Source organism: Streptomyces sp. NPDC020917, from assembly GCF_044333795.1.
Classification (GTDB): domain Bacteria; phylum Actinomycetota; class Actinomycetes; order Streptomycetales; family Streptomycetaceae; genus Actinacidiphila.
In genome coordinates this window covers 64,148-86,486 of record NZ_JBIRRR010000008.1, presented here as the reverse complement: position 1 = coordinate 86,486, position 22,339 = coordinate 64,148, and the positions used below count along the sequence as shown (strand labels likewise).

21 protein-coding genes are annotated in these 22,339 nt (G+C 71.9%); 7 read left to right on the top strand and 14 right to left on the bottom strand.

The features are described 5' to 3' along the window. Positions 1-129: 129 nt before the first annotated feature. The 9 genes from ACH4TG_RS19250 to ACH4TG_RS19210 all read right to left on the bottom strand — a co-directional run bounded on the left by ACH4TG_RS19250 (position 130) and on the right by ACH4TG_RS19210 (position 6,747). On the bottom strand, positions 130-609 hold the full coding sequence (locus ACH4TG_RS19250; RefSeq protein WP_398243779.1) for a TadE/TadG family type IV pilus assembly protein: 480 nt from the start codon (positions 607-609) through the stop codon (positions 130-132). Positions 610-704: 95 nt separating this feature from the next. Further along, positions 705-1,142, bottom strand: a complete 438-nt coding sequence (locus tag ACH4TG_RS19245; protein ID WP_398243545.1) for a TadE/TadG family type IV pilus assembly protein — start codon at positions 1,140-1,142, stop codon at positions 705-707. 30 nt (positions 1,143-1,172) lie between these two features. Continuing rightward, positions 1,173-1,694: a TadE family protein gene (locus ACH4TG_RS19240; RefSeq protein ID WP_398243544.1), complete on the bottom strand. Its 522-nt coding sequence runs from the start codon at positions 1,692-1,694 to the stop codon at positions 1,173-1,175. Between the two features lie 21 nt (positions 1,695-1,715). Further along, positions 1,716-1,964: a Flp family type IVb pilin gene (locus ACH4TG_RS19235; protein ID WP_398243543.1), complete on the bottom strand. Its 249-nt coding sequence runs from the start codon at positions 1,962-1,964 to the stop codon at positions 1,716-1,718. A 50-nt stretch (positions 1,965-2,014) separates the two neighbouring features. After that, positions 2,015-2,926 (bottom strand): type II secretion system F family protein, encoded by a 912-nt coding sequence (locus tag ACH4TG_RS19230; RefSeq protein WP_398243542.1) that lies wholly within the window; start codon positions 2,924-2,926, stop codon positions 2,015-2,017. Beyond that, positions 2,923-3,966, bottom strand: a complete 1,044-nt coding sequence (locus tag ACH4TG_RS19225) for a type II secretion system F family protein (RefSeq protein ID WP_398243541.1) — start codon at positions 3,964-3,966, stop codon at positions 2,923-2,925. Before ACH4TG_RS19225 ends, ACH4TG_RS19230 begins: the two co-directional genes overlap by 4 nt. Further along, the gene (locus ACH4TG_RS19220; protein ID WP_398243540.1) at positions 3,966-5,273 is read right to left on the bottom strand and encodes a CpaF family protein; all 1,308 of its coding nucleotides are present in this window, start codon (positions 5,271-5,273) and stop codon (positions 3,966-3,968) included. Before ACH4TG_RS19220 ends, ACH4TG_RS19225 begins: the two co-directional genes overlap by 1 nt. Continuing rightward, the gene (locus tag ACH4TG_RS19215; RefSeq protein ID WP_398243539.1) at positions 5,270-6,073 is read right to left on the bottom strand and encodes a MinD/ParA family protein; all 804 of its coding nucleotides are present in this window, start codon (positions 6,071-6,073) and stop codon (positions 5,270-5,272) included. Before ACH4TG_RS19215 ends, ACH4TG_RS19220 begins: the two co-directional genes overlap by 4 nt. A gap of 20 nt (positions 6,074-6,093) precedes the next feature. Then, the gene (locus ACH4TG_RS19210; RefSeq protein ID WP_398243538.1) at positions 6,094-6,747 is read right to left on the bottom strand and encodes a hypothetical protein; all 654 of its coding nucleotides are present in this window, start codon (positions 6,745-6,747) and stop codon (positions 6,094-6,096) included. 524 nt (positions 6,748-7,271) lie between these two features. On the opposite strand from ACH4TG_RS19210, the gene ACH4TG_RS19205 reads away from it, so the two are divergent. Beyond that, complete coding sequence (locus tag ACH4TG_RS19205) at positions 7,272-11,810, top strand: FtsK/SpoIIIE domain-containing protein (RefSeq protein ID WP_398243537.1); 4,539 nt, start codon at positions 7,272-7,274, stop codon at positions 11,808-11,810. A 306-nt stretch (positions 11,811-12,116) separates the two neighbouring features. On the opposite strand, the gene ACH4TG_RS19200 is transcribed toward ACH4TG_RS19205, so the two are convergent. Further along, complete coding sequence (locus ACH4TG_RS19200) at positions 12,117-12,560, bottom strand: hypothetical protein (RefSeq protein ID WP_398243536.1); 444 nt, start codon at positions 12,558-12,560, stop codon at positions 12,117-12,119. A 265-nt stretch (positions 12,561-12,825) separates the two neighbouring features. Between ACH4TG_RS19200 and ACH4TG_RS19195 the strand changes: the two genes are divergently transcribed. From ACH4TG_RS19195 to ACH4TG_RS19175, 5 genes are read left to right on the top strand one after another with little or no spacing between them, the layout of a single operon-like run. Further along, positions 12,826-13,122 (top strand): hypothetical protein, encoded by a 297-nt coding sequence (locus ACH4TG_RS19195; protein ID WP_398243535.1) that lies wholly within the window; start codon positions 12,826-12,828, stop codon positions 13,120-13,122. A gap of 6 nt (positions 13,123-13,128) precedes the next feature. Continuing rightward, positions 13,129-14,469 carry a putative T7SS-secreted protein gene (locus ACH4TG_RS19190; RefSeq protein WP_398243534.1) on the top strand — a complete coding sequence of 447 codons (1,341 nt, stop codon included), beginning with the start codon at positions 13,129-13,131 and terminating at the stop codon, positions 14,467-14,469. A gap of 56 nt (positions 14,470-14,525) precedes the next feature. Further along, positions 14,526-15,410 carry a hypothetical protein gene (locus ACH4TG_RS19185; RefSeq protein WP_398243533.1) on the top strand — a complete coding sequence of 295 codons (885 nt, stop codon included), beginning with the start codon at positions 14,526-14,528 and terminating at the stop codon, positions 15,408-15,410. A gap of 12 nt (positions 15,411-15,422) precedes the next feature. After that, on the top strand, positions 15,423-16,184 hold the full coding sequence (locus ACH4TG_RS19180; RefSeq protein WP_398243532.1) for a hypothetical protein: 762 nt from the start codon (positions 15,423-15,425) through the stop codon (positions 16,182-16,184). After that, positions 16,184-16,933 carry a hypothetical protein gene (locus ACH4TG_RS19175; protein ID WP_398243531.1) on the top strand — a complete coding sequence of 250 codons (750 nt, stop codon included), beginning with the start codon at positions 16,184-16,186 and terminating at the stop codon, positions 16,931-16,933. The genes ACH4TG_RS19180 and ACH4TG_RS19175 overlap by 1 nt, the downstream gene beginning before the upstream one ends. Before the next feature lie 28 nt (positions 16,934-16,961). Here ACH4TG_RS19175 and ACH4TG_RS19170 read toward each other — a convergent pair whose 3' ends face one another. Together ACH4TG_RS19170 and ACH4TG_RS19165 are read right to left on the bottom strand one after the other, a co-directional pair. After that, on the bottom strand, positions 16,962-17,864 hold the full coding sequence (locus ACH4TG_RS19170) for an alpha/beta fold hydrolase (protein ID WP_398243530.1): 903 nt from the start codon (positions 17,862-17,864) through the stop codon (positions 16,962-16,964). Between the two features lie 328 nt (positions 17,865-18,192). Then, positions 18,193-18,885 carry a metal-dependent transcriptional regulator gene (locus tag ACH4TG_RS19165; protein WP_398243529.1) on the bottom strand — a complete coding sequence of 231 codons (693 nt, stop codon included), beginning with the start codon at positions 18,883-18,885 and terminating at the stop codon, positions 18,193-18,195. Positions 18,886-19,026: 141 nt separating this feature from the next. Here ACH4TG_RS19165 and ACH4TG_RS19160 point away from each other — a divergent pair, with 141 nt between their 5' ends. After that, complete coding sequence (locus tag ACH4TG_RS19160; RefSeq protein WP_398243528.1) at positions 19,027-19,791, top strand: SIS domain-containing protein; 765 nt, start codon at positions 19,027-19,029, stop codon at positions 19,789-19,791. Positions 19,792-19,837: 46 nt separating this feature from the next. Here the strand turns inward: ACH4TG_RS19160 and ACH4TG_RS19155 are convergent, their stop codons facing one another. Together ACH4TG_RS19155 and pdxH are read right to left on the bottom strand one after the other, a co-directional pair. Continuing rightward, positions 19,838-21,280, bottom strand: coding sequence for a PAS domain-containing protein (locus tag ACH4TG_RS19155; protein ID WP_398243527.1), 1,443 nt, complete (start codon positions 21,278-21,280; stop codon positions 19,838-19,840). Positions 21,281-21,619: 339 nt separating this feature from the next. Continuing rightward, positions 21,620-22,258 (bottom strand): pyridoxamine 5'-phosphate oxidase, encoded by a 639-nt coding sequence (gene pdxH / locus ACH4TG_RS19150; RefSeq protein ID WP_398243778.1) that lies wholly within the window; start codon positions 22,256-22,258, stop codon positions 21,620-21,622. Positions 22,259-22,339 lie beyond the last annotated feature (81 nt).

The window sequence follows — 22,339 nt, the reverse complement described above, 5'->3', positions numbered from 1 at the left end:
TCGGCTCTGTGCGCTGGTCTTCGGTGGTCTCGGCGAGCGGTCGGTCGGTCGGGGCTGTGTGGTCGGGCTGGTCGGTCGAGCTGTGTGTCGGGCGCTGGCCCTTCGGCGCTGAGCGTGGGGCGGGGCCGGTCAGTTGGCGGGTCCGGTCACGGACTCGGCGGCGGCCGTGCCGTGGACGACGATGTCGTGGTTGTAGAAGAAGCCCGTCAGCACCGGCCGGTAGGTGAGCTGGATGGTGACCTCGACCCGGTCGGCCTGGGCGAGCGTACATCCGGAGCCCGCCACGTCGTTGGCGTCGAGTCCGGACTGCTGGGCGAAGTCCTTGACGCGGGCGTCGCAGTCGGCGTCGTTGATGACGGGCTGGCTGCCCGGCGGTGCGTTGCGCAGCGCCTCGACGTCGATGTCCTGTGCGGCGTAGCGCGCCGCCTGTTCGGCTATGTCGGCGGCGCGTTCGCGCTTGGAGATGGACAGGCCGCCGTCGACGACGAAGGCGGCGAGCGCCATGAAGACGATGGCGAAGATGAGGACGGCCGCGGCGCCGGACCCGCGGTCGTCGCGCAGCCGCGCCAGAGCGCGGTGGCGCAGGCCACCGGTGGCGGGGGCCGTCACGACGTCGGCGGCGGTGGCGGCCGCGGTGTTCGTGGCAGTGGCCGTGTCCGTGGCGCACGCGATCTCGGTGCCGGACGCGATGCGGGTGGCGGTCATCACGACTCCGCCCTGCGGTAGGGGTCGAGCGGTGCGGCGCCCTGGGACGTGATCGTCTTGCGGATGTCCAGCCCGAGCGAGGCGAGCCCGCGGATCTGGCAGGTGATCTGCACGGTGAACAGGCCGCCCGGTTGGAATCCGGTGCTCTTCTGGTGCACTTCGAGGGTGCCGGAGACGCAGGTCCCGTCGAGGTCCGCCTTGGCGGCGGCGGTCGCCTGCTGCATCGCGCTGACCCGGTCGCGCTGCAGTGATCCGGCCCGTGCGGCGTCGCGGGCCGCACCGTCCACGGCGCCTCGCCCGTCGACGAGTTGGCCGAAGGCGACCAGCACGAGGATGAAGAGGATCATGATCGGGGCGAGGATCACCACCTCGATGGTGGAGATGCCGCGATCGCCGCGCAGCGCGGTGCGCCATCGCGCGACCCTCGTTCTCCCCATCGCTTCAGCCCCCGCTGTCGCCATCGCTTGTCAGCCCCCGATGTCCGGTACGAAGCGTTCGACCGGTCCCTGTGATTCCTCGTGCACGGAGAAGTGCATGCCGGGGAAGATCGTGGGCACCCGTGCGGTGACCCGCACGCCGACGGTGGCCGCGTCGGGCTGCAACGGCGTGATGGACTGGCCGTCGAGCAGCTTCGGGCCCAGCTGGTTGATGTAGGTCTGGGCGGTGGAGGTGGCCTTGCCCTGCCAGCCGCCCGGATCCTGGTCGGCCTCGGCCCGTGCCTTGCGAGCCCCCGCCTGTGCCGCGGCCTGCGCCACGTGGTCGGCGAAGAAGTACAGGCCGAACTGCACGGTCGCGAAGATCATGAAGAACAGCAGCGGGGTGAGGAAGACGAACTCGATCGCGGTCATGCCGCGGTCACCGTATGCGCGCCGGCCCGCGGCGTCCGCGGTCCCGCAGCTGCCCGCACGGCTGCCCACGCCGCTGTCGCCGCGGGCGGCGTCCAGCCTGCGGCGTACGGCGTGGCGCAGCACGTCGGTCGTTCGCTTCATCTCGTGGTCCCCCGGTGGCGGTCAGCAGCTCGACGAGTCGCCGTTGGAGCTGCCGATGCAGTTGCTGACGTCGTTCGCCTTGCCCTTGAGCGCGTTCTTGATCGTGAAGCCCACGAAGGCCACGATGCCGACGACGATCGCGGAGATGACGACCCACTCAACGGCGGACGCACCGCGGGACAGGTCCTCGTTGCGGAGGCGGTCGATGCGCCCCCGCAGGTAGATGATCATGAATTCGAGCGGCGGATTGCTGATCTGCAGGCGGTTCATGGTGGTGGAGTCCTCTCGACTCGGAACTCGGCAATCGGTGATCGGGATGGTCAGACCTGGAACACGCGCATCGCAGCGGGAAAGATCAGGAAGACGAGGAAGCCCGCACACAGCAGGAGTTGGGCCACGAGCATGGACTGGGACTTCTCCCCCGCCGCCCCCTCGATCTCGGCGAGTTCGCGATGGCGCATCGTCTCGGCGCGCGAGGCGAGCGACTCGCGGACCTTGGCACCGTCGTCGGCGACCAGTCCGAGCGTGACCGAGAGGTCCTGGAGTTCCTCGACGCCGAGTTCGTCGCCGAGGCGTCCCAGTGCCACCCACTGGCTGGTGCCGGTGATCCTGGCGTCGGTCAGGGTGTTGCGGATCCGCATCAGCGCCCAGCCGTCGCTGACTTCGGCGGCGGCCATGAGCGCCTCGGGCAGGCCCCGGCCGCCGGCGAGGTTCATCGAGACCAGGTCGAGGTAGGCGCCGATGACCCTGCGCAGGTCCTTGCGCTTGTCCGCGGCGTCCCGCCTGACTTCGAGGTCGGGCAGCAGGAAGAACACGGCGCCGCAGATGAGCGCCATCCACACCGGGATCACCGGGTTGGCGCCGAAGCCCACTTCCCAGGCCACCGCGAACAGGAAGGGCCCGAAGACCACACCGGCGGCCGCCAGCATGATCTTGGTGGCCAGGAAGCTCTCCCAGCTGCGGTCGAGCACCGCCAGGTCGGCCCGCAGCGAGCGCAGTTCCCAGCCCTGCTGCAGGTAGAAGGCGGCGATGCGCTGGCCGAGCCGGCCCCTGAAGCCGCCGGCAGGAGCAGGTCCCGCGCCGCCGGCCGAGGGTGCGGCCGCGCGCATCGCGTCGATCTGGGCGACGGTCGAGACGGCGCTGCGCCGGCCCGGAATGAGGGCGCGGACCAGGGCGAAGATGCCGAGGCCGACGAGACCGCCGACCACGCAGGCGAGGAAGATCGAGTTCATCGGGCAGCCCCCTGTCCCGGCATGGCCTGGTGGCCGGGCACGGCCTGCTGGCCGGGTGCCGGATAACCGGCCGCCTGGCCACCGGGAACCCCCTGGCCCGGAGTGGCCTGGCCCTGCGGGTGGTGCCCGGGCACGAACGCGCCGGGCGTGAAGTTCTGCTGGGCCAGCCGCTCGGGTGCGTGCACCAGGAACCGGTCCGGCGTCTCGATCTTGGACAGGCTGCGCAGCCACCAGAACCCGGCGGCGAACAGCCCGCACACGACGGTGAGGACGAGCTGGCCGATCGCGGTCCCGTACGGCTGCACGAACCCGCGGTTGAAGATGGCGAGTCCGAGGACGAACAGCACCGAGACGATGACCACGATCTGCACGCTGCGCCGGGTGCTGGCCCGCTGGGCCATCACGCGCTGGCGCATGTCCACTTCCTCGCGGGCGGACTTGGCGAGGGCGCCGAGCACCTCGCGCAGACCCGGGCCGCGCAGCTTCGCGTTGAGGATGAGGGCGGCGATGATGATGTCCGCCGACGCGTCGTTGATCTCGTCGGCGAGGTGCTGGAGCGCGTCGGGCAGCGGGGTGCGCGAACGCAGCCGGTCCACCAGGGAGTCGAGGTGGACGCGCAGGGCGGGCGCCGCGGCCCGCGCGGAGGCGGGGATGGCCTGCTCCAGGCCGACCGCGCCGGCGATGGTGTCGCGCAGCGACTCGGTCCACGCGGCGAGGGCCTCGACGCGCTTCATCGCCGCGCGCTCCTCGGCGGCGCCGCCGAACAGCCGGTCCCAGGTGAAGACGAGGACCGCGCTGGCCACGCCGAGCACCACCCAGCGGGTGAGTCCGAGGACCGCCATGCCGGCGACGACGGCGATGGAGCCGCGCTGGGACAGGAACCGGACGAGTTCGGACGCCTTGTCCGCCTGCGTCTGCCCGGCCGGTACGGGTTTCGGTGCCCAGCCGCGCATGGCGACGATGAACAGCGCGATACCGCCGCCCGCCGCCGCTCCCGCGAGGAGTCCGTACATCACGGACATGGAGAAGACCCCGGTCATTACCGCCACACCCCCGTGGGCTGGTAGCCGTTGGCGAGGAGCTCGTCGAGGCAGGCGATCGGCGCGTGTGGCAGGGCCACGCCGTCCCGCCCCTCGGCGAAGACCTCGCTGGAAAGGACGCGCCCGTCGACGCCGTTGACCTCGCGGACGGAGGTCACGACGCGGCGCAGGGTGCCGCCGCGCTGGAAGTCGTTGCGCCGCTGGACGAACACCACGAAGTCGATGGCCCCCGCCACCAGCATCTGCGACGCCTCGACCGGCAGGCGCTCCTGGGCCTGAAGGGCGTAGGTGGAGATGCGGTTGAACACCTCGGCGGAGCTGTTGGCGTGGATCGTGGACAGCGAGCCGTCGTTGCCCTGCGACATCGCGTTGAGCATGGTGACGATCTCGTCGCCGAGGACCTCACCGACGATGACCCGCGAGGGGTTCATGCGCAGGGAGCGGCGGACGAGTTCGGCCATGGTGATCGAGCCCAGGCCCTCGGAGTTGGGCAGCCGTTCCTCGAACGCCACCACGTTGGGGTGGAGTTCGGGGAACTGGTCCAGGCCGAGTTCCAGGGCGCGTTCGACGGTGATCAGGCGCTCGTGCGGCGGGATGACGTTGGCCAGGGCCCGCAGCAGGGTGGTCTTGCCGGCGTTGGTGGCGCCGGCGATCATCACGTTCTTCCTGGCCAGGATGCAGGCCGACAGGAAGGAGCCCAGTTCGGGGGTGAGCGTGTAGTTGCCCACGAGGTCGGTGAGGAAGACCTTGCCGAGGCGGGCGCGGCGGATGGACAGCGCGGGGCGGCGCGTGACGTCCATGACCGCGGACAGACGGGAGCCGTCCGGCAGCCGCAGGTCGAGCTGCGGGTTGGCGGAGTCGAAGGGGCGCGAGGAGAGGCCGGAGTACGCACCGAGCACCTGGATCAGCTCGACGAGTTCCTCGTCGGACTCGGCGACCGCGTCCACCTGGACTTCGCGTCCGTCGGCGTAGCCCACGAAGACCTGGTCGCAGCCGTTGATGTCGATGTTCTCGACCTCGGGGTCGTCCAGCAGCGGCTGCAGCCGGCCGACGCCGAACAGGGCGGCGTGCACCGCGGCCGCGTAGGCCTCCTCCGCCTGCGCGTCCGGCGGGGTGCGGCCTATGGTGATCTCGGAGCGGGCGTACTCCTCCAGGATCTGGGCGATGATCGCCCGCGCGAACTGCCGCTCGTCCTCGGACGACATCGCCATGCGGTTGGCGGCCTGGTCCAGGCGGCGCTGCTCGGCGATGCGGTCGCCCGCTTCCTGCCGGAAGCGTTTGACGAGCTGGTGGTCGACCTCGCTCATCGGAAGACCCCGTACCGCTGCGGTACGTCGGCGGTGATCTGGCGGGCGGAGCGGATCAGCAGCGACTTGTCCAGGCGGCCGCGGCGGCGGCTGCTGAGCATCTCGGCGCCGGCCGGGTCGTAGGCGATGGTGCCGACGACCCGCGCGGAGATCTGCGAGGCGACCAGCATCTCGTTGACCTGGGCGGCGATCCTGGCGCTGTTGCCGGGCTCGGCGATGAGCACGATGCCGATCGGCGGCTGGCCGAGGGCCGCGGCGGCGCCGCGCTGCGAACCGTGCAGCTTGGCGGACAGCGCGCCGGCCCGGTCGCGCACGCGGGCGAGGTTCTCCGGCTCGGTGCGGGAGACCAGCAGCAGCAGCGAGGAGTGCGCGAACAGGTCCATGGTGGGCGAGTCTGCGCCGATCCGGCCGCAGTCCGCGATGACGTCGGCCGCGCCGTTGGGCGACTCGGCGAGCGTGGCGAACGCCTGCCCCAGCATGGGCCACAGCCCGGACAGGCCGGCGGCCTGCTCCGCGCTGCCCAGGCCGACCAGGACGTCGAGTCCGCCGGTGAGCGGCTGGGCGTGGTCCCACAACTGCTCGGCGGCCAGGCCGCGGCGGGCGGTGGCGGCCAGCGAGAGCATGCCGGAGTTGGGGTCGAGCACGCCGCCGTGGGCGGCGCGCGAGCGGTAGACGAGGTCGCCGCCCGCCGGGTCGGCCTCCGCCAGCAGGACGCGCCGGGGCCACACGGCGGCCAGTGCGACGGCGGTCGTGGTGACGCCCGGAGAGCCCTTGTCGGCGGCGATCGTGATCAGTGCCATGACGTCTGCGCCTGCTTGCTTCAGTTCTTGCCGGAGACGAGCACGAGGGCGACGTCGCCCGCCGAGGCGGCGATCGTCAGCTTGCCCGCGACGCTGGAGTCGACGAGCACCTTGACGGAGGTGTTGCCCGAACTGAAGTCGCTCGAGGAGCCCTTCACGTTCTGCACGATCACGCTGCCGCTGATGAGCGAGGTGTCGCCGCCCAGCGAGTCACCGCTGCTGCCGTCGCTGGAGCTGGAGGTGCTCTTGGAGACGTCGTTGCCCACGCGGTACGCGGCGACGGTGTCGCCGGCCTTGAGACCGTCGGGGAACTGGCCGTCCTTCAGCGAGAGTCCGACGATGGACTTGCCGGACGTCAGGCCGTTCTGGCCCTTGGTGAGCTGGTTGAGGGTGAGCACGGTGCCGGGCATCAGGTTGGTGGCGGCGCGGTAGTTCTTGGTGAGGTCGTTGCGCTGGCCCCACCGGATGAACTGGATGCCCTTGACGTCGGAGATCTCGACGTCCTTGAGGGCCGACATGGGAATCGGCTGGCCGGCGGCGATGTTGTCGTTGATCACGACGACCTCGATCTTGTTCCCCGCGCGCATGACCATCACGGTCGCGCCGAGGGCGCCGACGAGGATGAGCAGCACGGCCAGCGCGGCGAGCGCGGGCTTGCGCTCGCGCGGCGCCATGGGCAGCCGATCTCCGCCTACCGGCGCGCCGTGCGTCGGTGCAGGAACCGCGCGGCGACTGCCGCCGCCGCCCGCAGCGGATCGTTCCCTGGTCTTCACGTCACTGCCCCCGTCGAGCCGGCGTGCTACTTGTCGATATCGGTTGCGTGGGGAGAGATCGTCGCGCTCCTGTCCGGCGACGTCCGCTGGCCGATGTCAAGTCACCGCACGCTATCAGCGCCTTACAAACGCCCTCAAGGCGCGTCCCGTGACAACCCACTCACAGCCTTGCAACAGAACGGAACGGCTGAGATGACATGTGCATCTCACGTTTCGCTGAGCAACTCCCGCCCCATCCGCCCCTCTTTGGTCCGGCTTGATACCACTGTGCCACCTCTGACCGGGCCGGTGTCCAGCCCGATTACCGCCCTGTGGATAAACACGTGCAAGTTATCCACAGGCGGAGCACCTGCCATCCCACGAGCCGCCCGCAGCCGTTATCGTCCTTAACAACCAAGCCGAATACCGGGGGAACGAGGAACGCCGTGCGTCTGTCGTTGACCGTGGTCGACCCGCTCGGCGGGGACCGCGCCGATGTAGTGGTCGACACCGATCCGGCGTCGACCGTCTCCGAAGTAGCGCGGGCGCTCGGGCAGAAGGTGGGCGGTGGCGGCGCGGAGATCATCTCCATCGCCGGCGGCGCCGCCCGCATGCCCGGCTCACCCGCGGTGTACGTGGACGGGTACGCGGTCGACCCCAACTGGTCGGTCGCGCAGTCACCGTTGCGCGAGGGCGCGGTCGTCAGCCTCTACGACCCGGCGGGCTGCCTGCCGGGCGAGCCGGCCGGCGTGGTCGAACTGCGCGTGGCCGGCGGCCCGGACGCCGGCGGCGTGCACCGCCTCGGCATCGGCCGGGTCGAGATCGGCCGCGGCCCGTCGGCCCGGATCCGCATCGACGACTCCGAACTCGCCGACCGCGCCGCGGTCCTCACCGTCGGCATGGGCGGCACCTGCCAGGTCACCGTCGGCGGCGAGACGAAGGAGTGGCCGCTCGGCGACCAACTCGCCCTCGGCAACAGCCTGCTGGAGCTCGGCCCCTATACCCCGCCCAACGCGGCCCTGCATCCGGGCGAGGACGGCGCGACCTACGAGTACAACCGCCCGCCGCGCCTCTCGCCGCCGGAGCGGGAGACCCACTTCCGGCTGCCCGGCCCGCCGAAGGAGCCCAACGCGCGGCCGTTGCCCTGGCTGATGGCGCTGATGCCGCTGGTCATGGCCGTCTCCATGGCGTTCATGATGCACCGCATGACGTACCTGATCATGGCGGTCGTCAGCCCCATCGTCATGGTGGGCAACTACTTCATGGACAAGAAGAACGGCCGCAAGTCGTTCGCGAAGACCGTCACCGAGTACCGCGAACGCAAGGAAGGCATCGAGAACGACGCCAACACGGCCCTGGATCTGGAGCGGAAGGACCGCGCGGCCGCGTCACCCGATCCGGCGACCGTGCTCAACACCGCGACCGGTCCGCGCACCCGGCTGTGGGAGCGGCGGCGCGGCGACGGGGACCACCTGCTGATCCGCGTCGGCACGGCCAGGCTCCCGTCCGAGGTCGTCCTGGACGACCCGGAGCAGGAGGAGCACCGGCGCAAGGTCACCTGGGAGATCGACGACGCCCCGGTCGCGGTGGAGCTGCGCCGGCTCGGCGTGATCGGCTTCGCCGCTCCCGGCGACGGCGCCCGCGCGATGGGCCGGTGGGCGGTCGCCCAGGCCGCCACACTCAGCAGCCCGATGGACGTGCAGTTCTACGTCCTCACCGAGCAGGCGGGCCAGGAGAGTTGGGACTGGGTGCGGTGGCTGCCGCATTCCCGTCCCACCGACGGCCAGGACGCCAGCGCGCTGATGGGCACCGACGCGGAGACCGTCGCGGCCCGTATCGCCGAACTCGGCTCCATCCTGGACGGCCGGCAGAAGGCCAAGCAGAAGGCGGGCGCCGCCGCCAACCACGCGGCGTTCTTCAAGGACCCGGACATCGTGGTGATCCTGGACGGCTCGCGGCGCCTGCGGGCCATGCCGGGCGTGGTCCAACTGCTGCGCGAGGGACCGGGTGTCGGGATGTTCCTGATCTGCCTGGACTCCGAGGAGCGGTTCCTGCCCGGCGAGTGCCAGGCCGTGGTCATCGCCGAGTTCGAGCAGCAGGCCGCGGAGCCCGCGCCGGTCGCCTCGGTGTCGCAGGCCGGCGCGGGCGTCGGCCCGCAGGGCGGCTTCCCGTCCGTCAACGCCTGGTACGCCGGCGCCCAGCAGGCCCAGGCGGTCCAGGCGGAGCCCGCGTTCGGCGCCTTCCGGCTGCGGGTGGAGCAGGCGGGCTCGGCCCGGATCCGCAAGGTCCGCCCCGACCTGGTGTCCCCCGCGTGGTGCGCCCGGCTCGCGCGCTGCCTGTCCCCCATCCGCGACATCAGCGGCGACGCCGAGGACTCCGCGATCCCGGGGGCGAGCCGCCTGCTCGACGTCCTGGAACTCGAGCCGCCCACCGAGGACGCGATCACCGCCCGCTGGCGGATGAGCCCGATCTCCACCCAGGCGGTGGTCGGCGAGTCCTACGACGGCCCGTTCGCGATCGACATCCGCAAGGACGGCCCGCACGGCCTGATCGCCGGTACCACCGGTTCCGGTAAGTCGGAGCTGCTGCAGACCATCGTGGCCTCCCTGGCCGTGGCGAACACGCCCGAGGCGATGACCTTCGTCCTCGTCGACTACAAGGGCGGTTCCGCGTTCAAGGACTGCGTCCAGCTGCCGCACACCGTCGGCATGGTCACCGACCTCGACGCGCACCTGGTCGAGCGCGCCCTGGAGTCCCTGGGCGCCGAGCTGAAGCGCCGCGAGCACATCCTGGCCGAGGCCGGCGCCAAGGACATCGAGGACTACACCGACCTCCTCAAGCGGATGCCCGAGCTCAAGCCGATGCCCCGGCTGCTCATCGTCATCGACGAGTTCGCCTCGATGGTCCGCGAACTGCCCGACTTCGTCACCGGTCTGGTCAACATCGCCCAGCGAGGCCGTTCCCTGGGCATCCACCTGATCCTGGCCACGCAGCGCCCGAGCGGCGTGGTGTCCCCCGAGATCCGGGCCAACACCAACCTGCGCATAGCCCTGCGCGTCACCGACGGCAGCGAGTCGTCCGACGTCATCGACGCTCCCGACGCGGGGAACATCTCCAAGTCGACGCCCGGCCGCGCCTTTGTGCGGCTCGGCGCCACGTCCCTGGTGCCGTTCCAGTCCGGCCGCGTCGGCGGCCGGCGCCCCGGCGCGGTGGAGAACGTCTCGGTGGCGCCGTGGGTGGGCGTCGTCGACTGGGCGCAGCTGGGCCGCAGCGCCCCGCAGCGCCCGGCCGGGGCGAAGGGCGAGGAGGACGAGATCACCGACCTGAAGGTGCTGGTCGAGGCGATCTGCGCGGCCAACGAGCGGATGGGCATCCCCTCCCAGCACAGCCCGTGGCTGCCCGCCCTCCCGGACTCGCTGCAGCTGAGCGAGCTGCCGGTGCCGGCCCCGCTCGGCTCGCTGCCTGCCGCGCCCTACGGCGTCGAGGACCTGCCGGCCCTGCAGGCCCGCCGGCCCGTCGCCATCGACTTCCACTCCTTCGGGCACCTGCTGGCCGCGGGCGCGCCGCGCTCGGGACGCTCGCAGCTGCTGCGCACCATCGCCGGCTCCCTGGCCAACACGCTGTCCACCGCCGACCTGCACCTGTACGGCATCGACTGCGGCAACGGCGCGTTGAACGCGCTGACCCGGCTGCCGCACTGCGGCGCCGTGGTGGGCCGCTCCCAGTCGGAGCGGGCCATCCGCCTGATGGGCCGGCTCAAGGCGGAGATGACCCGCCGCCAGGAGCTGCTGGCCGCCGACGGCTTCGCGGACATCGGCGAGCAGCGCTCGGCCGCGGCCACCGAGGAGGAGCGGCTGCCGCACATCGTCGTGCTGCTCGACCGCTGGGAGGGCTTCACGCCGTCGCTCGGCGAACTGGACCACGGCGCGCTCACCGACGAGATCTTCACGTTCCTGCGCGAGGGCGCGTCGGTCGGCATCCACCTGATCATCAGCGGTGACCGGACGCTGATGGCCGGCCGCATCTCCACCCTCACCGAGGACAAGATCGCCTTCCGGCTCGCGGACCGCGGGGACTTCTCGCTCATCTCGGTCAACCCGCGCAAGGTGCCCGAGGAGATCCAGCCGGGCCGGGCGTACCGCTCGGAGTCCGGCATCGAGCTGCAGGTCGCGATGCTCGAGGGCGACGTCACCGGCCAGGGCCAGGCCGCGGCTCTCGCCGCGATCGGCGAGGCGGCGACGGCCAGGGACGCCGGACTGCCGCGCGCCCGCCGGCCGTTCCGGGTGGACGTGCTCCCGTCCCGGCTGTCGTTCGCCGACGCCTGGGAGATGCGCGACCCCGACGCGGCCCGCAACCCGCTGTGGGCCCTGGTCGGCGTCGGCGGCGACGAACTCACCGGCTACGGGCCGAACCTGGCCGACGGGCTGCCGGCGTTCGTCATCGGCGGGCCCGGCAAGTCCGGCCGCTCCACGCTGCTGATGACGCTGGCCCGCAGCTACCAGCAGCAGGGCGTCAAGCTGGTCATCGCCACCCCGCGGCCGTCGCCGCTGCGCGAACTGGCCGGCGCCCCGGGCGTGCTGCGCACCTTCACCGACAGCGACATCCCCGCGGACGAGCTGTCCAAGGCACTGGAGGAGGCCGAGGGCAGCCCGGTGGTGGTCCTGGTGGACGACGCCGAGCTGCTCAAGGAGTGCGACGCGAGGGACATCCTCAAGGACATCATCGCCCGCGGCTCCGACCACGGCCGGGCGCTGGTCCTGGCCGGCGGCGAGGAGGACATCTGCTCCGGCTTCTCCGGCTGGCAGGTGGATGCCAAGAAGGCCCGCCGGGGCGTGCTGCTGTCGCCGCAGCAGGCGATGAGCGGCGATCTGATCGGTACCCGGCTCAGCCGCAGCAGCGTCGGCGGCCAGGTGACGCCGGGCCGCGCCCTGCTGCACCTGGGCGACGGCGAGCCGAAGACGGTGACCGTGCCGCTGGCGGACTGAGGCAGCGGATCGGGGGGCCTGCTGGGGATCGTCCTCCGGCAGGCGTCCGGTCGGCGCCGGGTCGTCGCCCGGTTGGCGCCGGCTCGTCAGAGGCCCACGTCCCGGACCGCGCACGACCCGGTGGGCGCCGGGTCGGGGCGCGTCCGGTCGTGCGGTCGTGGAGTCCTGGGGTCGTGAAGTCGTGCGGCCGTGGAGTCCTGCGGTGTCCGGTTCCGGCCGGCCGGCGCCGGTGGGTGCGCCCGCCGCCGTACGGAAGCGTCGTGCGGACCGTCGGGCCAGGGGGTCAGCCGGCCGACGGACCGCCGGTCAGTTGCTGGGCAGTCCGGTGCGGGAGAACGTGTCGGTGGGCCCGCCGGTCCACTGCACGGTGAGCGTGTTGCCGTCGGCGTTCAGGGCGCCGTGGCCGGAGGTGCGCTCCTTGTTGCCGTCCATGCAGGTCAGCGTGAGCGCGATGTCGTTCTTGCCGCTGTAGGACCCGCCGCACAGGCTGGAGCTGGTCAGCCCCGCCTTGCCCTTGCCGAGGACGAGTTGGACCTTGGTACCGCCGTCGGTGGCCAGCCACACGCCTTCGACGCTCTGCGCGTCGCCGCTCGTGGTCGCCGACGCCGACGCGGTGGCGGGCGCCGCCCCGCTCGTGGTGGCACTCGGCGCGGGCTGGTCCGCCGATGAGGCGCTCGCGCTCGGTGACTTCTTGCCCTGGCTGCCGCTGTCGCTGCTGCACCCGCTCAGCGCCAGCGTGGCGGCGACCACGGCCGCCGCGATCCCTGCTCCTGCACCTGTACGACTTCGGCAACGCATCTGTGTTCCCCCAAAGCGTGAAGTGGATCCAGCGAACCGCAAGTTACCAGCAGGTCGGCGGCGGATGCGCCGCGCGAATGGCCCTGTGCAGCAGCTGTCGCAGGACCGTGACGACCGGAGCGTGGGGTAGCGCCGGGGATGCCCCATAGAGTAGGGGCACCTGATTCCGCCACGGGCCATGCGACCTGGGCAAATGCCGGGAAAGGACGGATTCCTCATGGGGGACCTGCAGATCAACGGAACGGTGATGGGGGATCTGAGAAAGACCTTCTCCACCATCGCCGACCGCATGGACGGGGTGAGCCGGGCGATGGGCAACGCCAACGGCGAATCCGTCGGCGCACCGAAACTCATCGACGACGTGCACGACTTCGCGGACGACTGGCACTACGGCATCAAGCAGATAGGCCAGCACGCCGACAGTGCGGTCCACATGATCGACCAGATCGGCAAGACGTTCGACGACGCCGACCTGCAGCTCGCCAACTCCCTGAAGACCGCAGGGAAGAAGTGAACCGCCGTGACGCGTAGCTTCCCTCACCTGGGGTTCGATCCCACGCCCGGCGATGTGGACCGCACCCGGTCGCTGGCCCGCCAGATCGGCGACCTGCACAACGAGCTGACCACCACCGTCACCGAACTGGACCGCATCGAGTGCGGCTACTGGAAGGGGGAGGCCGCCAAGGCCTTCGTCTCCCACATCGACCACGACGTCACCCCCCTGATCAAGAAGGCCCACGACTCCTTCGGCCGCGCCTCCGACGCGCTGTCCCGCTGGGCCGACCAGCTCGCCGGCTTCCAGTCCGAAGCCGACGCCCTGGAACGCGAAGCGGCCACCAAGCAGGGCACCCTGGACCACGCCAAGACCGCCGCCGGCATACCCGCCGACCACACCACCCCCCACCCCTCCCCCGAGGCCTCGCCCAACCCCGATCCCCAGGCCGCCGCCGACGCCAAGAAGAAGCAGCAGGACGTCACGGACGCCACCGACGCCCTCAACGGCGTCCGCAACCGCGCCGACGAACTGCACACCCGCTACACCAACGCCGCCACGACCATCAGCCACGACCTGGACAAGGCCGGCGACATCGCCCCGGACAAGCCCGGCCTGTTCAGCCGCATCGTGCACGGCGTCGAGAACGCCTGGAACGACACCGTCCAATGGGTCAAGGACCACGCCGACCTCATCAAGCTCATCGGCGACCTCCTCAGCGACCTCAGCGGCATCCTGGGCCTGCTGGCCATCCTCACCGCCCCCTTCGAGCCGCTCGGCGCCATCTTCGCGGCCGCGGCGGTGGTCACCAGTGCCGCTGCCCTGATCACGCACCTGGTCGCCAAGCTGGCCGGCGCCGACGTCAGCTGGATGAGCATCGGCTTCGACGCGCTGGGCGCGATCCCGGGCATCGGCGCGTTCTCCAAGGGCGCCAAGGTCGCCGACGGTGCGATCGCCGCCGGACGGGCCGCAGAACTGGGCGAGGGGTTCCGCGGGGTGGGCACCCTCGGCCGCAACTTCGTGGGCCTGTCGGGCGACTTCGTGGCCGGCGCCAAGCAGGTCAAACTGTTCGGCAAGACCCTCGAGCTGGGCGGCCTGAAGTACGCCGGGAAGATCGTCTCGGACGGCAAGCTGATGAACCGCATGCAGCTGGTCTCCGAGCAGATCTACCACGGCGGCCAGTTGATCGGCACGAAGGGCATCAAGCTCGTCACCGGTGGCCGGGTGGCCATCGACGCGATGAGCAACCTCGGGCGCGGCATCGACGGCGCCCTCAAGATCGCGCCCAAGATCTACTCGATCCCCCAGCACATCGGCGAGGCCGTTCACCTGGGAGACCGCTTCGACCAGGCGGCCACCGCGCACTGACATAGGCTGACGCCAGCCGCCGACCCCCAGACGTCCCACCGAAAGGCCGCAGAACGATGGACTGGTTCCCGGACGCGGACGAATCCACCCTGTTGCGCACGCCGATCCTCTTCGCCACCGGCTACGCCCTGCCGGTGGCCGGATCGCGCTGGTTCCGGGACACCGAACGGCACGACATCCAGGGCGAGCTGTCCGGCTGGCCGGAGGGCCCGGTGTTCACTCTGAAGAGCAGGACCACCCAGAACGTGGACCGGGTCGGCGGCGGCATCCTCAGCGGCGTGTTCACGGCCGTCCGCGTCGCCGTGGAAGCCGTGGTCGGCGGGAACTCCGTCACGGTGGGCGGCAACCCGTCGCGGTCGGCGCCGGAGGACCCGGCCAACGAGTCGGAGGACTTCCCCGTCATGTGGGCCGCCCCCGGCTCCCGTGCCCGCACGCTGCCCTGGCAGCTGGACCCGGGCCGCCGACCCCACCGGTACCGGGTCGACGCCGTGGTCACCGAGCGGCGCCTGGTGCTGCTCGGCGTCGGGTCCGACATGACCGCCTCCGCGGAGGTGCTGTGGGAGGCACCGCGCGACGCCGTGGCGGGCGCCGAGCAGCTGGCCTTCAGCGAGGGCGGTCACGACGTGCGGATCCGGTTCTCCGACGCGTCCTGGGTCCGGCTGGCGACCGGCGACGCCCGCAAGTTCGCCGGGCTGCTGGCCGACCAGCGCCGGCTGCTGCCCGACTCAGAGCTCACGCCCGGCCAGCGCGAGCGCGTGGCGCGTTTCGTCGCCGAGCTGCCGGCGAACGCCCAGGCTCCGCGCTGCTTCCGGCTGCCGAGCGGCGTGATCCTCGTCGAGGCCCAGGTGCCGGCCAAGGTGGGCAAGGGCCTGTTCGAAACCCATTCCATCCTCATGGGCGAGACCGGCGAGCCGGCGCGACCCCAGCCCGGCGACCTCTAGGCGAGCACAGCGATGACCACTCCTCCTTCCGACACGCTCCAGGACCCCCCGGCTCCGAGAGACGTCCCGCAGGCCCAGGACGCCGCGCAGACCCAGGCGATACAACTCCCCGACGTACCCCCGCTGGGCTTCGAGGTCCCGGAGTCCTTCTACGCGCTGCCGATCGCCGTCACAGCCGAGGAACGCGCCCTGCTGGCCGAGGTGTTCGTCCGCGAGCTGTACCCGAACGGCAACGACGACCTGTGGACGCCCGCCGCCCCGTACTACGCGGCGCTCGGCGAGACCATGGCCGCGCAGGGCCTGGCCTACGCGGCGATGGGCCTGTTCTCCATCCCCGAGGGCGTCGCCCACTGCTCGTTCACCGTCGGCGCGGTCGAGTCCGACCACCCGTCGGTCGAGGTGGCCGCCACCGGCATCCGCGAGATCCTCGTCCGCGACGAGAACAACGACGCCCGCTGGATCGACCTGCCCTGCGGGCCCGCGGTCTCCTGCGTGACACTGCGTCAGATCACCATCAGCCCGGAACTGACCGCCACCGGTGAGGAGGCGAAGTTCCACATGGGCCAGGTGCAGGTCTACGTGCCCTTCCCCACCGGCCCGTACACGGCCGTGTTCACCATGGACACCGCGGCCGTCGACTACTGGGGCGAGTTCAGCGAGATGACGATGGCCGTCCTGCGCACCATCAGCTTCGATGACGACGACACCGACGCGACGGCCGGTGACGGTGCTGCGTCGGCGGCGCCCGGCGGCGTCCCGGGGGCGGCGAGCTGATGGCATCCACCCCGCCGTCCGAGGAGGCGGCGCGCCCCACCGGATTCGCCCGCGTCTGGGAGGCGGGCCGGATCGGGTCGCCGACCCGCGGGGCGGCATGGGCCCGTTGCGCCGTCACGCTCCTGGTCACGCTGGTGGCCACGGCCGCGATGGCGGCGGGCTGGGCGCACGCGACGTACGCGGGGGCGTTCGCGGTGGTGGGCGTGGCCGTGGTGGTGGTCGTCGCGTCGGTCACGCTGATGCTGATGCTGTACTGGCTGCACGGTTCCATGGGCCAGGTCCTCTCCGGTTTCCTTCTGCTGCTGTTCTGCATGTTCGCGGGCGGATTCGCCGTGGCGAACGCGGTGTACGCGGCGCGCGGCGAGGTGTCGCACGGCACCATCGCCGAGGTCACCCACCGCACGACGCTCCGCACCTCCTGGGACGCGTGCCGGGTCCGGCTGGACGGCGGCGGTTACGTGGGCCGCGAGATCCGCTGCGGCCGTCCGTCGGTCGGCGAGCACGTCACCGTCACCCAGGACCCGACGGGGCTCGCCGCGCCCGCGCTCGGCGACCGCACGCACGGCTCCCCCGTGCTGCCCGGCGTGGTCGGCACGGCCTTCCTGCTGCTGGTGTTCACCATCGTGCGGGCCACGGTCAGCGGGGAGCGGCACCGACTGGCGGGCACCCCAAGCCCGGCGCAGGGGCCCAATCCGGGTTACTACCCGCGCCGGCTGGCGTCGCCCGACTACGGCTCCCGCGCGTCCTGACGCACCGCCAGGACCGCTCGGCCGCCGGTCAGCCGCTCTGCGCCGAGCAGGACGCCCGCCGCTGCGACTCCACCGTCCGCAGGAACCCCTCGACCTCGCGGTACCACGCCTCGGGCTGGTCCCAGGGCACGAGGTGTCCGGCGTCCGCGATCTCCGCGTAGTGCCCGCGCGGCAGGACCCGGACCATCTCCTGCGCCTCGGCACGGCCGAGTTCGCCGTCGAGCCCGCGGATCACGAGCGTCGGACAGCCGACCTGGGCGAGTTCGTCCCAGTGGGCGTCGCGTATCCACGGCTCGCGGGAGGCCAGCAGGTGCTCGGGAGCGTGCAGCGGGTGCCAGCCGTCCTCGCGCTCCTCCAGGGTCTCGGCGAAGAACTCGCCTCTGACGGGGCTCGCCGCCTGCGACCAGGGATCGAGCGCGGAGAACCAGCGGCGGGCGTCGCCGAGGGTGGCGAACGGCGCGGGCCAGGCCGCCAGCCAGTCCGCCCACTCCCGCTGGCCCGCCTCGCCGAGCGCCGCGGCGCGCATGTCGCAGATGACGACGGCCGCCACGAGGTCGGGCCTGGCGGCGGCGCACTGCCATGCGGTGAGCGCGCCCATCGAGTGGCCGACGATGATCGCCGGCCCGAGGCCCAGTTGTTCGACGGTCGCGAGGGCGTCCGCCGCGTACGCGTCGGGGGTGTAGGGGCCGGCCGGCCGGCCGCTGCGGCCGTGGCCGCGCTGGTCGAGGGCGATCGCCCGGTACCGCGGTGACAGCCTGCGGGCGGTGGCCGCCCAGTGCGAGGCGCGGCCCAGCAGGCCGTGCAGCAGGAGCACGCCGGGGCGGCCGTGCACCCCCGCGTCCTCGGCCGGCTCCGGGGCGTCCGCAGCCGCATACTCCCAGGCCGCGAGCCGTACGCCGCCCGCACCCGTCACCTCGTGTCGCTTGATCATCTGCCGCACCTCCCTTCGAGGCACACGCTATCGAACTTTTATTCGAACAAGAGGGTCACGCGGCCAACACCGCTCGTTCGAGTGACAGCGCTCAAGGATTGCCGGCCCGAGCCGAGGGGAGATCTTCTGCGGGACGCGACGCGAAGGGGAAGCGGGTCGCGGAGAGGCACTCGGGAAGCTCGGGGTCCTGAGTCCTTTGCGGGGAACCTCTGGGGAGGGGCACCGGGGAGGGGAAGGCCCCGGCGCCGCCAGGCGGCGCCGGGGCCAGATGCAGACACTGCTGTACTGCTGCTGTACCGCTGCGTGCGGGGCCTCAGGCCCGCGGGGGTCAGTTCTTGGCGACGAAGACGTGCGAGGCGATCTCCGCGTCGAGTTCGGCGGCCTCGCCGCCACTGCCCACCAGCACCCCGCCGGGTGCCTCGGTCACGCTGACGACGGCGCCCGGCTGCACGCCGGCCCGCCGCAGCGTGTACATGATCTGCGCGTCGGTCTGGATCGGCTCGCCGATCCTGCGGACGACCACGCTGGCGCCCGCATCGCCGGGCCGCAGCTCGGTGAGGCTGACCATGCCCTCCTCCAGGAAGGGGTCGGCCTCCCCCTTCTCGCCCAGTTCCTCCAGGCCCGGGATCGGGTTGCCGTACGGCGACTCGGTGGGGTGCTGCAGCAGTTCCAGGACCCGCCGCTCCACCGCCTCGCTCATCACGTGCTCCCAGCGGCAGGCCTCGGCGTGCACCTGCTCCCATTCGAGGCCGATCACGTCGACCAGCAGGCACTCGGCGATGCGGTGCTTGCGCATCACGCGGGTGGCTGTGCGCCGGCCCTCCTCGGTCAGCTCCAGGTGCCGGTCGCCTGCGACGTGCAGCAGCCCGTCGCGTTCCATCCGCGCCACCGTCTGGGAGACCGTCGGGCCGCTCTGGTCGAGCCGCTCGGCGATTCGGGCGCGCATGGGGACCACACCCTCCTCCTCCAGTTCCAGGATGGTGCGGAGATACATCTCCGTCGTGTCGATCAGTCCGGACATCGCGCCCCTCGTGTAAATCGTGCGTGGCCCTGAGCCCAATTCTGACGCATCGCACCGACAACCGTTCCCGGCGCGGCAGTGCCGGACGTCCGCCACCGCATTTCTTGACACCGGGAGCGCCCTGGCACCACGGTGATCCGCATGACTGAGCCCTCCTCCGAGCACCTGTCCGACCGGTACTTCGACGCGGCCGTCGCACTGCTGCAGCGGGTGCGCAACGAGGAGCGGGCCGGCATCGGCGCCGCGGCGACCGCGGTGGCCGACGCCATCGCGGGCGGCAACCGGGTGTTCGTCTTCGGCGCCGGCCACTCCTCGCTCCCGGCACAGGACGTGGTGTACCGGGCGGGCGGGCTGGCGCTGATCAACCTGCTCGCCGTCCCCGGAGTCGTCGGCGTCGACGTCATGCCCGCCACCCTGGGCAGCGCGCTGGAGCGGGTGGAGGGCCTGGCCGGTGCGGCACTGGACACCAGCCCGGCCCGCAGCGGCGACGTGCTCTTCGTGATCTCCCTGTCCGGCCGCAACACGCTGCCCATCGAGATGGCCCAGAACGCCCGGGCCCTGGGCATGACCGTGATCGCCGTGACATCCGTGGCCTATGCGAAGGAGACGCGCTCCCGGCACGCGTCCGGCACCTTCCTGAAGGACCACTGCCACATCGTCCTGGACTCCAAGATCGCGGTCGGCGACGGCGAGCTGGTGAACGACGCGATCCCCGCGCCCTTCGCCCCCGCGTCCACGGTGGTCACCAGCGCGCTCATGCAGGCCGTGATGGCCACGGCGGCCGCGGACCTGGCCGACCGGGGCATCACGCCGCCCATGATCCGCTCGGGCAACGTGGACGGCGGCCACGAGTGGAACGGCCGCATCTTCGAGGAGTACCGGGACCGGATCTTCTTCCGGCACTGAGGTCCTCGCCCTCGCACGGGTCGGGCGGCCCGGCCGTCGGCCGGATCTAGGCGCCGTCGAGGCCCTCGCCGCCCCTCGCGGTGTCCGACTCCCCGGCGTCCGGCGTTCCGTCGTCCGCCGGGCCGCTCTCCGGCCCGCCGACGGGCCCGCCCAGGCCGGCCAGGTCCAGGGCCGCGGCCACCCGTGAGGCGACGTCCTCCGCGTACACCGCGTCGGCCTGGTCGAACTGCCTGCGCCCGGGTCCGCGCAGGAAGGTGACGGCTCCGACCGTGCGCCCCCGGCTCCGCAGCACCGCGGCCAGGCCGTGCACCGTGCCCGCGGGCCACAGCCGCGCCGCCGCCCACGCGTCGATCCGCGACCGCGGGCCCGGCTCTCCCCCGCCGGGCGGGGTGAAGGTCGTGCGCACGGTGCCGAGCCGGTGCAGGGCCTGCAGCACCGGGTGGCCGGTCCCGTACCCGACCGGCAGGACGTTGTCCGGCACCGCCTGGCAGGGGCCGGGCTGACCCGGCTCGCCGCCGGGGCTGGCGGCGAGCCTGACCGGACGTCCCCGGTCGCCCAGCACGTCCACCAGGGCGTGGTCGGCGAATCCGGCGAGTGCGAAGTCCAGGTGCAGGGTGGCGGCCTCGACCGGGTCCTCGCATTCGCCCGCGGCCCGGTCGGCGCGGTGCAGCTGCTGGTAGCGGAAGCGCACCTGGGCGTTCTGCTGCTCGACGTTCTTCTGCCGGGTGACGTCGCTGAACAGCCAGCCGACACCCAGGGGCACGGGTTCCTCGCCGAGCGGCGACCCGAGGCGCACGAACCCGCTGCGCCAGCAGCGGCGCCCGCCGGCCTCGCCCGCCCGGGGCTTGACCCACATGTCGGTGACACCGGGGGGCGCGCCTTCGGCCAGGACGTGCTGAAGGGCGCTCTCCAGCTCCTCCGCGCCCAGGTCGAGCAGGTCGCCGAGGGGGCGGCCCAGGAGCGCGTCGCGTCCGGTGCCGAGCATCTGGCCGGCCTTGGAGTTGGCGACCGCCGGGCGCAGGTCCGCGTCGATGAGGACGACGCCCCAGGTGGCGTCGGAGAAGAGCGCCTCGCTGAGGGCGATGGAGCGCTCCAGGTCGATCTGTGCGTGCACCTCGGAGAAGGCGCAGTAGACGCCGGTGGGCCGGCCGTCGTCACCGGCCACAGCTGCGGACTGGGTCCGCACGAGGACCCGGCGGCCGTCCTTGGTCAGCAGCGCGAACTCGTTGACCTGGCGCCCGGGGGCCTCCATCACCGCCAGCAGGCGGCGTTCCGCCTCCTTGGCGTCGGCACTGCGGGCGGCCCAGCCGCCGAACCCGTGCCTGCCGATCGCGTCACCGGCGCTCCAGCCCAGTATCCGGGCGGCCTCGGCGTTCCAGTGGGTGATCACGCCGTCGCGGTCGAAAGCGCACAGGCCCGCTTCCATCCCGTCGAGCAGTGCCGCGAGCAGTTGCTCGTCGCTTTTGGGTTGCGCGTCGGAAGGCTGCACGTCTCACTATTCAACTCTTGTGTGGGCCACATCACACCTGGTTCCCATAAATCCCTTGTCTGATTCCGCATCTCTTCTTAGGGTTGCAGCACACACGAAGGGAGGTGGTCTGAAGCATGAGTTGCACTCGGACACGTGAGGTGACTGCGGGCTAGCACCGCGCACCCGGCGTGCGCGTTGCGCGCCAATCCCACGCAGTTCACCCGACCCGCGGGCTCGTCGGAATTGTCCGGCCGGTGCCCGGAGCCACCCGGCTCCGGGGAGCAGCCCGCGGGTCGTTCGTTTTCCCGCTCCCAGGGCGCGAGGTTCCTGCGACCCCTGTCCTGGCCGCCCCCTTTGTCAGGGCGCGAGGCGTTCGACCGTCCAGGTGTCGCCGTCCCCCAGCACGTACCGCAGCCGGTCGTGCAACCGGTTCTCGCGCCCCTGCCAGAACTCGACGGCGGCCGGCTCGACCCGGAATCCGCCCCAGTAGGGCGGCACCGGCACCTGGGTGCCCTCGGGCCAGCGAGCGGCGACCTCGGCGTAGCGCTCCTCCAGCTCGGCGCGGGAGGCGACAACGCTGGACTGCCGGCTCGACCACGCGCCGAGCTGCGAACCGTGCGGCCGGCTGTGGAAGTAGGCCGCGGTCTCCTCCTCGGGGACGCGGTGCGCCCGCCCCGAGACGATCACCTGGCGGGCGATGGGGTGCCAGGGGAACAGCAGCGCCACGTGGGGGTTCGCGGCGATTTCCCGTCCCTTGCGCGACCCGTAGTTGCTGAAGAACACGAATCCGCGCTGGTCGTACCCCTTGAGCAGCACGGTGCGGGAGCTGGGGACGCCGTCCTCCCCGACGGTGGAGACCACCATGGCGTTGGGCTCGGTGAGGGCGCCGCTGCCCGTGGCGCGGACGGCGTCGGCGAACCAGCGGGCGAACTGCTCGTACGGGTCATCGGCCAGGTCGGCCTCGACCAGTCCGGCGGCGCGGTACTGCTTGCGCATCACCGCGGGGTCGTCGTCGCGCACCTCTTGTGGTTCTCGCACCCGCACATCTTGCAGGAACGCGCTCCCGGGCCGCGCCAG

Excerpts from the sequence above, each read along its gene's own strand:
- ACH4TG_RS19245 (WP_398243545.1), bottom strand. The coding sequence starts at position 1,142 with ATGGGGAGAACGAGGGTCGCGCGATGGCGCACCGCGCTGCGCGGCGAT.
- ACH4TG_RS19240 (WP_398243544.1), bottom strand. The coding sequence starts at position 1,694 with ATGAAGCGAACGACCGACGTGCTGCGCCACGCCGTACGCCGCAGGCTG.
- ACH4TG_RS19235 (WP_398243543.1), bottom strand. The coding sequence starts at position 1,964 with ATGAACCGCCTGCAGATCAGCAATCCGCCGCTCGAATTCATGATCATC.
- ACH4TG_RS19230 (WP_398243542.1), bottom strand. The coding sequence starts at position 2,926 with ATGAACTCGATCTTCCTCGCCTGCGTGGTCGGCGGTCTCGTCGGCCTC.
- ACH4TG_RS19225 (WP_398243541.1), bottom strand. The coding sequence starts at position 3,966 with ATGACCGGGGTCTTCTCCATGTCCGTGATGTACGGACTCCTCGCGGGA.
- ACH4TG_RS19220 (WP_398243540.1), bottom strand. The coding sequence starts at position 5,273 with ATGAGCGAGGTCGACCACCAGCTCGTCAAACGCTTCCGGCAGGAAGCG.
- ACH4TG_RS19215 (WP_398243539.1), bottom strand. The coding sequence starts at position 6,073 with ATGGCACTGATCACGATCGCCGCCGACAAGGGCTCTCCGGGCGTCACC.
- ACH4TG_RS19210 (WP_398243538.1), bottom strand. The coding sequence starts at position 6,747 with ATGGCGCCGCGCGAGCGCAAGCCCGCGCTCGCCGCGCTGGCCGTGCTG.
- ACH4TG_RS19195 (WP_398243535.1), top strand. The coding sequence starts at position 12,826 with ATGGGGGACCTGCAGATCAACGGAACGGTGATGGGGGATCTGAGAAAG.
- ACH4TG_RS19185 (WP_398243533.1), top strand. The coding sequence starts at position 14,526 with ATGGACTGGTTCCCGGACGCGGACGAATCCACCCTGTTGCGCACGCCG.
- ACH4TG_RS19180 (WP_398243532.1), top strand. The coding sequence starts at position 15,423 with ATGACCACTCCTCCTTCCGACACGCTCCAGGACCCCCCGGCTCCGAGA.
- ACH4TG_RS19175 (WP_398243531.1), top strand. The coding sequence starts at position 16,184 with ATGGCATCCACCCCGCCGTCCGAGGAGGCGGCGCGCCCCACCGGATTC.
- ACH4TG_RS19170 (WP_398243530.1), bottom strand. The coding sequence starts at position 17,864 with ATGATCAAGCGACACGAGGTGACGGGTGCGGGCGGCGTACGGCTCGCG.
- ACH4TG_RS19165 (WP_398243529.1), bottom strand. The coding sequence starts at position 18,885 with ATGTCCGGACTGATCGACACGACGGAGATGTATCTCCGCACCATCCTG.
- ACH4TG_RS19160 (WP_398243528.1), top strand. The coding sequence starts at position 19,027 with ATGACTGAGCCCTCCTCCGAGCACCTGTCCGACCGGTACTTCGACGCG.
- pdxH (WP_398243778.1), bottom strand. The coding sequence starts at position 22,258 with ATGCGCAAGCAGTACCGCGCCGCCGGACTGGTCGAGGCCGACCTGGCC.